Genomic DNA, 12,568 nt, shown 5'->3' with positions numbered 1-12,568 from the left:
CTGTCACGACGGCGACGCCGCGAACCAGCGAGTTGGGACTCATGCTGCCCGGGTCAGCATCCGGAGTCGATGACTGCTTCACCGCGTGGACGTCCAAGGGGGCCACTGTTATCGAAGAGCCGCACGAAGACGTCTTCGGGCGCACATTCGTGGTCGCCGACCCTGATGGCAACCTCATTCGTGTCTCTCCGATCGACTGAAACGGAGTACAAGGGCAGACTCGATTGCGCAATTCTGCTCTTGTAAGGTTCGAAGACCGGGCCGGTTTCACGCGTAAAGTGTCACGACCCCAACGATTGGCATGCTGGGTGACAGACGCTGCCTGTTCCGGAGGTATGTCCCGAATCGGGAACGTCCTGCGGGCACTTACCATCGCGGTGCTGGGCGTCTCGTTTCATCTACGCCGATTGCAATTGATTTACGACGGGCGCGGCTTTGATATTTCTGAGTATCAGCACGGTTGCGGCTATCAGGAGGATGAGGGCCACTGCTGCGCCGATGATGAATCCAAGACGGGGCTCCATGGCGTCCACGGCGAACCCCACCATTACGGCGGCAAAGGCGGCGCCAGCGTTGACTGCCGTGTTGATCCAGCTCGATGCCTCGGTGCGCACCTCTGCAGCGGTGAGGTCGTCCGCGAGTAGGTAGCCGGTCACGAGCGACGGGGCCAGGAAAAAGCCCACCGCAGCGAGTCCGAAGCCGAGGACCACGACAAACTCAATTGTCGTGAGAAGTGCGCACAGCGCGGTCATGACTGTGACCGAGATGAGTAGTCGCTTTACGAGCGAGCTCCTCCAAGTTCGCTGTCCGTAGAGCAGGCCTCCGACTGCGCTTCCGGCTGCAAAAGAGGCGAGAAGGATGCCAGCCAGGCCGACCGATCCCTGACTGTCGGCGATTGCGGGTGCGACCACTTCCACGGTCCCGAGTATGACTCCCACGCCGAGTAGCGCGATCAACACTGCGACGAACCCGCTCTGTCGTAACGGCCGTGAACTCTTCCGGGGGGAAGCGGTGACGGCAACGTGCTGTCGCGATAGCGAGCTGCTTGTCATGCCGAGGGTTCCGGCAAGCGCCACCGTGGCAGTAGCGACCAGTCCGACCGTCGGCGATGCCGCACTGAGAGTGGCCGCTGCGATCAATGGCCCCGTCGTGAACAGTAATTCCTCACAGACCGCATCGATGCTGTATGCCTTCGTCCGCAGCGCTCCCGGCGCTGTCAGTGAACCCCAGAGCACACGCATCGAGGCGCCGAGCGGTGGCGGGAATAACCCGACAATGGCCGCCAGCCCAATGAGCGCCCCTGACGAAGGGTCGGGCTGGGCTGTCAGCGCAGCAATGCCGCCGAGACCGGCAGCGAAGGCGATGGCTAGCGAGTTGAGTGCAAACCGCTGTCCGCGCCGGTCGACGAATCGTGCGCGGTACGGGGAAGCGATCACGTTCGCGAGCCCGAAAGCTCCAGTAGCCGCGCCGGCGGCAGCGAAAGAATCAGTGCTTCGCTGCACCGCGAAGAGCAGCACTAAGGTCACTATGGCGAACGAGAGTCGCCCGACGAGCGCGGGGACAAAGACCCTGAGTGCGCCGGTCGTGCGCAGTACCTCGAGGTAGCCGCTACTCATGTTCGCGGGGCGGTGTCGTGGTTCACGACTTCGAACAATGCGAGGGTGGCACTCATCCGGATGCCTTCTGGTGTGGCGGAGGGCACCGCCTCATCGTGGATGAGTTTCCCGATCTCGCGTGACATGTCGCGGATACGCTCCCATGCCTCGCGGGAGACGGTGACCTCCGCCTCGGTGAATACGAATTCGGATTCTGACAGGTAACGCGCGCTGCGGGCGATCAGTTCTGCGGCGAGGGAACTCATCAGAGCCTGGTGCTCGTCGACGCGGCCCGAACCGAGCGCTTCGCCTCTCGCGGGATCGTGTCGGTAGCGCTTGGCGGTCCCGCCACGAATATTCGTTTCCTCGACAAGCTGCACGAGTCCCGCCTGAGCCAAACGACGCAGGTGGTAACTCACGTTCGCTTGGCTCTCGCCCAAGATACGCGCCGCCTCCGTAGCGCTGAGAGCCTCGGCAGTCAGAAGCGAAAGCAAACGCAGGCGTAACGGGTGAGCTACGGCCCGGAGGCCATCAAGATCCGGCATGCCCAAACGATATGCCAAACCACACCCAACCTCCAAATCGTTCTTTTGCGGTCACCTGTCCGGAGCACATGCCGACGCAGCTCACGGCACCGTCCGAGCTGAAGTGCCCTAAAACCTGACGATGATCGGACTCACGTTTGGATCGAAACGGCCTGTCCGCCGGCACCGAGCGCCGTGCCCGGAGAGGAACCCTGCGCGGGACGGTTCCGCGAATGTGCCGTCTCAGGGCTTTGTTTCCGTGCACCCGGAAGGGAATCTCTCATCGAGAATCGACGGGCTGGTATCGAAACAAAACGGAATCACGGCGCACGAATCCGGAGGCCTCGTAAAGCCGGATCGCGGATTCTCTGGATGGGCGCGACGTCAGGTCCAGGCTCCGCACTCCCAACGCCTGCGCTCTGGCAATCATCGCGGTCAATAATTCACGAGCGATTCCTCGGCCACGGGTGAGTTCGTCCACCACAACGTCATCGATGTGACCCCGGACCCCGGTCGGTATGGGAAACGTCACGAGGGTGGCCATTCCTACAACCCGACCAGAGAGCCGCGCAAGGAAGAGATCGACTGACTCGTTCTCCACCATCCGATTGAGAATTTCCCTGTCGAACATAGCTGTCTGTGACAGCTGCGGAAGCAATCGGCGAATCTCTTCCGCGACAGCGTTGTCGGCGTGGGTGGCGATCGAAATGGTCAACTCATCTTCCATAGGGAGAGGCTACCTGTGCCGAGCCAGACCGCCGCAGCCGGGTGCCACAGCGGAACGACCTGCGGGCGTGGATAGGCTGGTCCGATGCTCTTCCAGACCGAACACTTATCGGTGCGTCAGTTTCGCCGCGACGACCTCAACGACTTCTCAGCCCTCTGCGCCGACCCGAACGTGATGCGATTTGTCGGGGACGGGACCGTCCTCAGCCGCCCCGAAGTATCGCAGTGGATCGAAATCTGCGAGCGAAAGTACGTCGATCGCGGTTACGGCACCTCGGCCGTCTTCGACGCGCGATCTGGCGAGTTCGTAGGCTACTGTGGCGTGATTCGAGCGCCTGATCGAGACTTCGATGAACTCACGTATGTCTTTCATCAGAAGGCTTGGGGCAACGGTTATGCAACGGAAGTCGGGATCGGCATGCTCGACCACGTGTTTCGCATCTCGTCACTGGGCTCCATCTCGGCGACGATCGAGCCGGAGAACGAGGTCTCCAAACGCGTCGCAGCAAAGTTGGGGATGATTGAACTGCCATTCGATACCGAAGACGTGAGTTATTGGAGGATTACACGCGAGCAGAACTGCGCTCGATAGCTCTATTTAGTCCCCTGGCGGGGAACCCTGTTCACGGTGTCGGTAGACCAACCCTCTACGGGCGCCACAACTGGTGCCGAAGCCCGAGGGACGTCAGAGCATGAGAGGTAACGTGAGCCGTATTTCATCCGGATAGGAAGTTCCGAACCGTGCCTGCCGAGCTCCGGATTTTCGGCAGCGCGTAGCGGTTGCGCCCTAGGCCCACAAGCCCGCTGATGCGGACACCAGGCTACGCTTCGGGCGAGTCCACTGAGTTGCTGACGTCGCACAGTTGCACCGGCCCGGTCAGGTCATCCAGCGCATGGTTGAGCTGATCAATCCGTTCCTGCGCGGCGGCTCGGAGCTTGGCCCCTACGACGGCCCACTCCGCCGAGGAGGGCTTGGAAGGGAGATCGATGAGAAGTTCCGAAATTTCGCTAACGGACAATCCCACTCGTTGAGCCACTCGAATCACCTTGATCCGGCAGGCATCTTCTTCGCTGAAGCGACGTTGATTCCCGGACGTTCGCTCGCCAGCGATCAGACCATGTTTGTCGTAAAACCGCACGGCCGATGCATTCACCCGGCTGGCGCTGGCCAGGTCCGAAACTGTCATGGATTTCGTCAGCAATTGATTCAATGTACCTCTCCACTTGACTTCAACCTTTGTTCAAGTTTTAGCATTTCTACATGCCCGAACGCAACCAGATTGACACCGTCCCCGTGCCGCAAAGACTCCGTACCAAGGGTTCGGTGGCACTAATTGCGGCGAGCATGCTCACTGTCATGGCGGGAGCAACGATTTCCCCAGCGCTGCCGAAGATGGCCGACTACTTCTCCGAGGTTGATAGTTCCGGCTTCCTAGTGAAACTCGTTGTCACCATCACTGCGCTGTCGATCGCCCTCTCCGCCCCGGTACTTGGATGGCTCAGCGATCGGATCGAGCGGTCCAGCGTGCTCAAGGTTTCTGTTGTCGTTTACGCAATTGCGGGCTCGGCCGGATTGTGGATTGATGATCTGTCAGCACTGATGGTTTCCCGGGTGATCCTCGGTATCGCAGTGGCTGGTGTTATGACGTCGTCAACGGCGCTGATCTCCGAATGGTTCACGGGCGAGCGACGGTCCAAAATGTTTGGTTTTCAGGCCGCTGCGAGTGGGCTCGGCGGTGCGGTGTTCTTGTCGTTGGGTGGGGCGCTGGCGGTCGTCAGCTGGAATGCGCCTTTCGCCATCTACTTCTTGTCGCTGCCGGTCGCCATCCTTGTCGCGTGGAAAGTCACCGACCCGCCCCCGGTGCCGAAAGTCGCAGCCGAGTTGAAACCCGTGCTGAAAAGCAATGCCACGGCCCTCATTTCAGGAATCGTGGTGCTGGCATTTGTGATCCAGATTGTTTTCTATGTGGTGCCGACTCAATTGCCTTTCCTCCTCGGCGAGATGGGCGGCGATTCCTCGATCACTGGCCTCGTGATCGGGTGGATGGTCTTGGTCCAGGCCCTTTCCAGCCTGAGCTACCGCTGGGTGTCCCGCCTGGGATTCAGCAACGTCGCGTTGCTCAGCCTGACTCTGATGTCGGCGGGGATGACGATCGTCGGCACCTCCGGTGCCATCGCGCAGGTTCTGGTTGGCCTATCGATCTCGGCCCTCGGAGTGGGACTCGTGATGCCAAATCTCAATTCGTGGATATCGGACAACACCTCGTCTGCGACCCGGGCGCGCGCTATCGGCGCGCTGATCTCGGCAATGTTCCTGGGGCAATTTGTTTCACCCGTGATCGCGGAACCCGTCATTCAAGGAGGCGACACAGCACCGGCCTTCCTCGCGGCGGGTGTGCTCTCGCTCGTGGCAGCTATCACCGTCCTCGCTTTATCCGTTGCGAAAATCGCGCAATCCGACTCGGCGTCACCCTGACTCGGGACGAGAGCACACGGTTCGTGCACGAGTCGGACGACTTTGCCCGTCGTAAGAAGATTACCGGCGTGCCCATCCTTCATTGGGAATCCGGAGCGCCGCTGAGAGGCGTGCATAGCAAGCACACTGGCAAACCTCATTCCCTGACCTTCCACCTCAACATCACAGAAAACGGACTCAATGAAAATCGGAATCATCGTAGGAAGCACTCGCCCGGGACGTCGATCCATTTTGGTCGCCGAATGGGTCAAAGCAATTGCCGACAGCCGTCAGGAACACGACTTCATCCTGCTGGACCTGCTGGACTACGACCTCCCCCATCTAAACGAAGAGATTCCCGCCGCCATGGGTCACCCGTATGGGCACGGTCACACCCGTGCGTGGTCCGAGTCGGTCGCATCCTGCGACGGTTTCATCATCGTCACTCCGGAATACAACCACTCGATTCCCGGGGTACTAAAGGATGCCCTCGATTACCTCTTTAGCGAGTGGCACAACAAGGCCATCGGATTCGTTGGATATGGGCTACTCGGCGGAAGCCGAGCAGTGGAACACCTGCGAACCATTTCTGCGGAACTTATGCTCGCGGACGTCCGCGCGCAGGTCGCACTGTCCCTTTTCACCGACTTTGTGGACATGGAACTTCTCAATCCCGGCGACCACCACGTAGCTACCGCGAATCAAATGCTTGATCAACTACTGAGCTGGAGCAGCGCCTTGCGCCAGCTCCGTGACACCTCGACAGACTCTCTGTCGTTCGTCGAAGCCTGACGCTCGGCTGAATAGAAGAGTGTCGAGGGCGATCTGTCATTTTTCGAAGTCGTCTGCACAACGGCCATCGTGCTTTCGGGGTTGTGCAGGTGAGTGAGAAAACTGGCTTTTCCGTACTCCTCTGCATAAAACGCCCGTTTACCCCTACTCCTTTGCACGACGCACGTTCAGGCGGCGGTGTCCCCGGCTCGTTGGATTGCCCGGTAGACCGTGGACCTGGCGACGCTGAAGAGTTCTGCGATCTGCACGGTGGTGTGTTCGCCCCGTTGGTGGACCTCGACCAGGTGCTTCTCCTGCGCCGGGGACAGTTTGGGCTGCTTGCCGCGGAGCCGGCCGGCCGCTTTGGCGACTTGCATCCCTTCGCGGGTGCGTGCTCGGATCAGGTCGGCCTCGAATTCAGCGACCATCGCGAGCACATTGAAGAGGAGTCTGCCAACTGGGTCGGTGGGGTCGTGAACGGAGCCGCCGATGCTGAGCTTCACTTCACGAAGGGTGAGGTCGTCGACGATGTCTTTTGCGTCGCGCAGGGATCGTGCCAGCCGGTCGAGCTTGGTCACGACGAGGGTGTCGCCGGCTCGGCATGCGGCTAACGCTTCGCGAAGGCCTGGCCGGGCCCGATTTGTTCCGGTGAGGCCTTGATCGGTGAACGTCTTTTGGAGTGAGACTCCGAGGGCGGCAGGGCGTTCTTTTGGGCGGTGAGGTCTTGGTCGTTGGTGGATACGCGCGCGTAGCCGATAAGCATTCCGGTCATGCTGGAGTGTACCGTTTATCCGCCCTTCACCGGGCATTTTCTCGGTCGGGGCATACGGGAATAGGGCGCCCCCCCAGAACTATGCGGAACGTCTTCGATGCTCCGTGAGTGTTCGGGTGTCCCGTTGGTCGTCCCGCCTGCGGGCACCCTGCGAAGTCCAAATGCGTCGCGTCAAATCGGCCTCTGGGAGCACTGTCAAATGGGGCCCGCTGATGGTCCCGTTTTATGGCAAAGGCGGATCCGCTTTGGGAATGTGGATCGCCCCGATGAATGTCCGGACCGCCATTGTCCGGGCATCGCCGCCGGAGTGCCTTTGCTCCACAGCCGGGATCTCGGTGGGTTTGGTGGATGGCCAGCCTTGTCGACCGTCACGATTATCGTTACGTTTCTTGTATGGCCGAAACAGTCGACATTGCCCGCTCGCTCAGCCCGCGATCGTCCCTTAGGTTCGTTTCCATCGTCTCGATCGCCGCGCTTGTGTATGCCACGTACGGGGTCGTTTCCGTTGTGGCCGAGATGATCAGTCGTCTTGCGCATCGCGGGACGGGAATCGCCCTCACTTGGGACCCGGGTCTCGCCGCGCCCCAACCCACGCAAGCTTTCTATGGCGGCGGACCATTCATCGTTCCCGGAAGTACGCCGTACTTCACTGCCATGACGGGAACGGTCAAGGATGTACCCGTCGAAGTGATCGTTTTCCAGAGTCTTGGAGATCTGGTCTCGGTACTAACGACCGCAGGGATAGCTATCTGTGTTCTGGTGTTGGCTCGCATGATCGCAGGGGGCGCACCATTTGCCCGCGCCAGCGCTCGCGCCCTGACCGTGCTTGCGATCGTGGTGTTCGTCGGCTTTGAAGGTGCCACCGTTCTGCATGGAGTAAGTGCGATGAGCGTGCCCACAGTCATGTTCGCCGCCCCCCAACAACCCGACGGGACTTACAATCCTCCGGGCACAACTACTGCTATCTTCACGTTTTGGCCGGTTTACATTTCGGCAGCTCTCGTTGCTCTCGCCGCTGTGTTCCGTGCGGGCGCCCTCTACCAGCAGGACAGCAGCGGGTTGGTCTGATGCCGCAGGTCCGCTGTCGGCTCGACGCTCTCCTCGCCGAACGTGGCATGACTCTCGTCCAGCTGTCGGAACGCGTGGGCATCAGCACAGTGAACCTCTCCATCTTGAAGAACAACCATGCCAAAGCCATCCGGTTCAGCACTCTCGACATCATCTGCAAAGAACTGGAGTGCACGATCGGGAAACTGCTTACCTTGGAACCTCAGTAGCGCCGCCACTTCCAGCACGTAGAGCTGGTCACGTCACCGGCGGGACCGACCCTTCATCGGGACTGCCTAAAAATGGTGCGCGAGGGTCCGATCTGGTCCGAGTGAAGATGGCCGTGGTTGACACAACTGAGATGGGCGCGATCACCGGTCCCATGACGGGAGAAATCATCGATGAGACTCACGTCTGACCTGCTGCACGATCCGGTTTCATAATGGCGAGGCGTCCAGCCGACCGTTAGGCTGCGGGCGTGGTGAGCGGCCAGCGCGGCAGCTGGTTTTCGTCCTCCGTTGTGGGAAGGGGTCGGCGCCGGTTCTACCAGGATTCGATATGTTTCGTCACCGCGGTACGCGCAACGAAATGGTTTTTGAAGTGGTGCTGGAAGTACCTTTCCGTCTTGATCAGTGAGAATAAACTTTCGACAACAGCATTGTCAGCTTCCCTACTGCATAGCCAACGGCTTTACCCGGCTACTCGGACAGGGGCGGCGCTGAAATCATTTCGCCCGTACACCGGATCGTCCGGTAAAATTAAGAATTGTTTTGACTGCTAGGAGCCCACGAGGTTCGCGTGTGACCTCCCCGGCAGTTCCTAGGTTGAAAGCAGGTTTTGTAAATGGCATCTCGTATCAGTGAGGTCGTGCTCGGTTGCCGCAACCCTGAGTTGCTGGCGCGGTTCTGGTGCGAGGTCCTGGACTTTGTCGTGCTCGATCGCGAGGATGACGGCACGGTGGAGATCGGGCCGCGCGAAGGGTTCGGCGGTCCGCAGCCGACGATCATCCTCAGTCGCAGGGATGAGCCGGAAAAGGGCAAGTCTCGGCTGCACATCGACGTCAACGCCACCGACCGCGATCAGGCCGCCGAGCTCGAACGCCTTCTGAAGCTCGGTGCGCGCCCGGCCGAGATCGGCCAGACCGGGGAGGAGCAGTGGCAGGTCCTGGCCGACCCCGAAGGCAATGAGTTCTGCCTGCTCAAGACCCGCCTAGATCCACTCTGATGCTCATCGGTCACACCTCGACCTCAGGTTCCTAGGAGTCTGCCTCGAAGTCCGGTGTGACGGGCGTGTCGTGATCACGCAGTATGTGAGGTCATCCATAGCGGGTTCCGCTACCGGCACGGCCTAGGAGTCGTTGGTGGTTTAAGCCCCCGTTGAAGGGGAAGTCTGAAAGTGACCCTGGTTACGAAAACGGTTACTACTCAGACGCTTACGAGATGCTCGTGCTGGTAAGCAGAGTGGAGAAGTCCTGTGAAGTCGGCATCGGCTATCAGGGGATGATCACCAATTCGGGCGATGGCGATGCCAGGAGTCCACGAATTCATCACGACGCCTGCCAGCTGGTCAAGTGATTCGTTTCGACGAATGGGTTGGGTTTTCTGGTCGACGCCGAGTGCGCTGAGTTGTCGCTGGAGAATTTGCATAGTTACGCCGGTAAGGATGTTGGCTTCGGGCCAAATCACTGAGCGTCCATCCCAAAAGGCCAGGTTCCAGATGGTCGCTTCGCTCAGTCGTCCTTCAGAATCTTCAAAGGCAGCATCGTCAAATCCCCGCGTGACGGCCTGACGAAGAAGCAGCGTTTTGGCCACTTCGCCGACGTGCTTCACATGAGGCAGGTCGCGCTGGTGGGCAACAACGTCCAAGGCCAGCGGCCCCAGGGGAACCGTGGCAGCGTCTGTGATTCTCGTCACAACATCCAACTGCACTTCAGCGCGAGGAGCCACGAACTCTCCTGGGGACGACGTGATGAAAAATGCCAACGATGCGTCCTCGGGTGCTGCGTTGAGTGCCACACGGAGATAGTCCACAATTTGGGCATTCGGAAGGTGCCTGCCAAACATCGCGTCGCTAGCATCTCGGAGCCGCTGCAGGTGCAGGTCCAGACCGCGTATGGATCGATCGTGAATCTGCATCGCCGTGAAGTGAGCAAAGCCCGCAAATGCCAGTGGAGCCAAGTCGTCAGACGAGGCGACTGTACCGTTGAGGAATGTCAGTGATCGCGTCATGATTGAAGGGTATGAGGTGACATTAGTGTCAGAGGCAAAACCCACTCCGCACGAAATGCTGCGCATCGGCGAGTTGTCGGCCCTCACCGGAGTGGGGCCGCGGCTTCTTCGGTACTACCAAAGCAGAGGCCTCTTGGCCGCCGAACGGTCTACTTCGGGCCAGCGACTTTTCGACCCCGCGGTGGTGGAAAGAGTGCGAGCGATCCGTTCCCTCCTAGACGTTGGGCTGCCAACCCGCACAATTCTTGAACTCATCGACTGCGTGTCCGAGCCAGGGCGCCTCGAGCCGTGCGCGACACCCGTACTAGTGGAGCACCTCAAGGCATATGACGCGCGTATCGCAGGCCTCGTGAGCACTCGCGAAGGCCTCGAGGCCCTGATCAACTCGGGTCCAAATGCCTGCGACCCTGCCAGAGTCGAGAGTGAACCCCAATGCGAGCTCCTTCCGGATCTGCTCCGATGATCTCGTCACCTCGCTGGGAAGCCCCGGCGATGCACTAGAGCCCAGCGAAGACTGCTGCCTCCACCGTCCCGTAAGGGGTTCGCCTCCGGGCAAGTACTGGGCTCCAAATCGGGGCTCGGTCGGCTCAATTCCTGGCCGTACGGCATCGGCGTCGGGTCTTGGTCGGGGTACGGTTCTCAGATGATCACTGTCAACGCCAATGCGGTCGACCTGAGCATCGAGTCCTTCGGTGACGACGACGCACCACTCATCCTCCTTGTGGGCGGGACGACGATGCTCTCGTGGCCTGACGCGCTCTGCGAGCGCCTTGCCGCCGGTGGGCGTCGCGTGGTGCGCCTCGACCTTCGCGACAGCGGCGGTTCGACGACGTCGGACCCCGAAGCACCGGCTTACACCCTACGCGACCTGGCCTCCGACGCCGCGGCCCTTGCACGCGCGCTTGACGCCAGACCGGCGCACCTCGCAGGGATTGGCGTCGGCGGGATGGTCGCGCAGGTGGCCGCGATCGACCATCCGGGCGTGTTCTCGGCGCTGACCCTAGCGGGTACGCGCGCGGTCGCACCAGGACCTGCCGATGATGACCTCCCGGACCATGACCAGGCGGCAATGCGCCAACTGTTCGCGCGACCGTTACCCGTCTGGGCAGACCGCGAGGCAGTCGCGCAATTCGCCGCTGCAGGCGCCGAGATTCTCGGCGACGATCCCGTCGCCGCGCACGCGCGCTCCGCACGCATCTGGGACCGCACACCAGACGCGACACCCCAGGTCCAGATGGCTAACCAGATGGGGATGGTGTTCTCCCGTCTCGACTGCGCACCGCGCTGGCGCGAGCGCCTCTCCGAAATCAAGATCCCCACGCTCGTTGTCCACGGCCGCCGAGATTTATTTTTTCCCGTCGGCAACGGCGAGGCGATCGCGCGAGAGATCCCCGGGGCTCGGCTGCTCGTCCTCAAGCACGCGGCCACCGCCATCCCTGATTCTGCGGCCAACGATATTGCCGAGGCAATGCTCGTGCTCGGGTAAAGGACGTTGCTTGCGGGCGATACCCGGGACGCTAGCCCTCATGGGTTCCACACCGCAGAGGGTTCCTCAATCGATACCCGATGCCCTCCTACAGAGCTCGCAGGCTGCGCTGGTGACAGGGCTTCCGTCAGTCCGCAGTACCGCCGGTGCGGGTGCCCGGCCCGACCGTCTCCGATGCTTCGCGGATCAGCGCTCGGATCGCGTCGTCGAATTGTTCGAGATGCCGCAAGCTGTAGCGATGCATCGTCACCCTCTTCGAGGTGGCGAACGTGGTGCGGGGTTTCGGGTCGGTGACTTCGCGCAGCAGCTCGACGCCGAGCTCGAGATAATGACTCTTGATGTAACCCGACGTGAACACCCGCACTCGGGCATACGCGACTTGGGAGGTCTGGATGCGTTCATCTACATCGGGCAGACCACGACAGAAGTCGCGGAACACGGTGATTTTCACGAGATCGTCGTCGGCGAGTCCGCCCGTGAGTTCGTCCCAGTTCGACGCTGCCATGACTCCACATTACGGTACGGCGAAACGCCGGGATGGATGCAGTGGTCGCCGTCCCGCAGCAGGTTCCCCTTGCGGGAGCTTCTCAGGATCGGCGCGCCGCTAGATAATGGCCAATTCGAACTGCCGATTCGGCGTCCGATTCGGTGTCCCCTTGCAAGTACCTCTCTTGGCCGACGTCCGGCCCGGGGACCAGGCGTTTGGCGCCCGCAGGGCGTCCAGGTGGGGAGAGGCCTGCACCGCCCGATCGGATGCTAATTGCGGTCCCCGCTCTGTAGGAAGCGACACTCACCTATCCTCGCCCAATTTCTTGTGGCGAAATGAAATTCCTTCGCTCGCGAAGAACATGACGAGCGCGATGACGGTTCCCATCCCTATAAGCGCCCACCCAGGGACATACGACGGATCTCTGAGTACGCAGTCGGCTCCGATCAAGGCGGCAACAACTCCGAATGCGCATCC

The 12,568-nt window shown here is 60.8% G+C and carries 15 protein-coding genes and 1 pseudogene; 9 read left to right on the top strand and 7 right to left on the bottom strand.

The genetic code is table 11. The features are described 5' to 3' along the window. The coding region (locus tag BMW72_RS17390; RefSeq protein WP_341864746.1) for a VOC family protein at nucleotides 1-200 on the top strand (200 nt) is incomplete at its 5' end. A 198-nt stretch (nucleotides 201-398) separates the two neighbouring features. Here BMW72_RS17390 and BMW72_RS17385 read toward each other — a convergent pair. The 3 genes from BMW72_RS17385 to BMW72_RS17375 all read right to left on the bottom strand — a co-directional run bounded on the left by BMW72_RS17385 (nucleotide 399) and on the right by BMW72_RS17375 (nucleotide 2,846). Next, a complete protein-coding gene (locus BMW72_RS17385) occupies nucleotides 399-1,616 on the bottom strand; it encodes an MFS transporter (RefSeq protein ID WP_092112790.1) in 1,218 nt (405 codons plus the stop codon). Then, nucleotides 1,613-2,140, bottom strand: a complete 528-nt coding sequence (locus BMW72_RS17380; protein WP_092112788.1) for a helix-turn-helix domain-containing protein — start codon at nucleotides 2,138-2,140, stop codon at nucleotides 1,613-1,615. Before BMW72_RS17380 ends, BMW72_RS17385 begins: the two co-directional genes overlap by 4 nt. Before the next feature lie 259 nt (nucleotides 2,141-2,399). After that, a complete protein-coding gene (locus BMW72_RS17375; protein ID WP_092112787.1) occupies nucleotides 2,400-2,846 on the bottom strand; it encodes a GNAT family N-acetyltransferase in 447 nt (148 codons plus the stop codon). A gap of 84 nt (nucleotides 2,847-2,930) precedes the next feature. Here BMW72_RS17375 and BMW72_RS17370 point away from each other — a divergent pair, with 84 nt between their 5' ends. After that, the gene (locus tag BMW72_RS17370; RefSeq protein WP_092112785.1) at nucleotides 2,931-3,437 is read left to right on the top strand and encodes a GNAT family N-acetyltransferase; all 507 of its coding nucleotides are present in this window, start codon (nucleotides 2,931-2,933) and stop codon (nucleotides 3,435-3,437) included. A 229-nt stretch (nucleotides 3,438-3,666) separates the two neighbouring features. Here BMW72_RS17370 and BMW72_RS17365 read toward each other — a convergent pair whose 3' ends face one another. Next, entirely contained in the window at nucleotides 3,667-4,056 is a 390-nt protein-coding gene (locus BMW72_RS17365) for a MerR family transcriptional regulator (RefSeq protein WP_134360473.1), read from the bottom strand. A 50-nt stretch (nucleotides 4,057-4,106) separates the two neighbouring features. Between BMW72_RS17365 and BMW72_RS17360 the strand changes: the two genes are divergently transcribed. Then, nucleotides 4,107-5,321 (top strand): MFS transporter, encoded by a 1,215-nt coding sequence (locus BMW72_RS17360; RefSeq protein ID WP_092112781.1) that lies wholly within the window; start codon nucleotides 4,107-4,109, stop codon nucleotides 5,319-5,321. 180 nt (nucleotides 5,322-5,501) lie between these two features. Further along, on the top strand, nucleotides 5,502-6,092 hold the full coding sequence (locus BMW72_RS17355) for an NADPH-dependent FMN reductase (protein ID WP_092112779.1): 591 nt from the start codon (nucleotides 5,502-5,504) through the stop codon (nucleotides 6,090-6,092). A 167-nt stretch (nucleotides 6,093-6,259) separates the two neighbouring features. Here the strand turns inward: BMW72_RS17355 and BMW72_RS17350 are convergent. Beyond that, a pseudogene (locus tag BMW72_RS17350) lies at nucleotides 6,260-6,843 on the bottom strand (recombinase family protein). 348 nt (nucleotides 6,844-7,191) lie between these two features. Between BMW72_RS17350 and BMW72_RS17345 the strand changes: the two are divergent. The 3 genes from BMW72_RS17345 (at nucleotide 7,192) to BMW72_RS17335 (ending at nucleotide 9,114) form a co-directional block, all read left to right on the top strand. Beyond that, a complete protein-coding gene (locus BMW72_RS17345) occupies nucleotides 7,192-7,911 on the top strand; it encodes a hypothetical protein (RefSeq protein WP_139175929.1) in 720 nt (239 codons plus the stop codon). Next, complete coding sequence (locus tag BMW72_RS17340; RefSeq protein WP_092112776.1) at nucleotides 7,911-8,120, top strand: helix-turn-helix domain-containing protein; 210 nt, start codon at nucleotides 7,911-7,913, stop codon at nucleotides 8,118-8,120. The genes BMW72_RS17345 and BMW72_RS17340 overlap by 1 nt, the downstream gene beginning before the upstream one ends. 613 nt (nucleotides 8,121-8,733) lie before the next feature. Beyond that, nucleotides 8,734-9,114, top strand: a complete 381-nt coding sequence (locus tag BMW72_RS17335; RefSeq protein WP_092112774.1) for a VOC family protein — start codon at nucleotides 8,734-8,736, stop codon at nucleotides 9,112-9,114. Between the two features lie 200 nt (nucleotides 9,115-9,314). Here BMW72_RS17335 and BMW72_RS17330 read toward each other — a convergent pair whose 3' ends face one another. Next, nucleotides 9,315-10,118, bottom strand: coding sequence for an aminotransferase class IV (locus BMW72_RS17330; RefSeq protein WP_092112773.1), 804 nt, complete (start codon nucleotides 10,116-10,118; stop codon nucleotides 9,315-9,317). Here BMW72_RS17330 and BMW72_RS19755 point away from each other — a divergent pair. Beyond that, a complete protein-coding gene (locus BMW72_RS19755; RefSeq protein ID WP_198416323.1) occupies nucleotides 10,117-10,581 on the top strand; it encodes a MerR family transcriptional regulator in 465 nt (154 codons plus the stop codon). The genes BMW72_RS17330 and BMW72_RS19755 overlap by 2 nt on opposite strands. A gap of 180 nt (nucleotides 10,582-10,761) precedes the next feature. Further along, nucleotides 10,762-11,604 (top strand): alpha/beta fold hydrolase, encoded by an 843-nt coding sequence (locus BMW72_RS17320; protein ID WP_092112771.1) that lies wholly within the window; start codon nucleotides 10,762-10,764, stop codon nucleotides 11,602-11,604. Nucleotides 11,605-11,731: 127 nt separating this feature from the next. Here BMW72_RS17320 and BMW72_RS17315 read toward each other — a convergent pair whose 3' ends face one another. Next, entirely contained in the window at nucleotides 11,732-12,109 is a 378-nt protein-coding gene (locus BMW72_RS17315; protein WP_092112769.1) for a DUF5655 domain-containing protein, read from the bottom strand. Nucleotides 12,110-12,568: the final 459 nt, after the last annotated feature.

This window comes from Cryobacterium luteum (genome assembly GCF_900110125.1).
Lineage (GTDB): Bacteria > Actinomycetota > Actinomycetes > Actinomycetales > Microbacteriaceae > Cryobacterium > Cryobacterium luteum.
The sequence above is the reverse complement of the archived record's forward strand: the minus strand, read 5'-3'. Positions and strand labels throughout refer to the sequence as shown.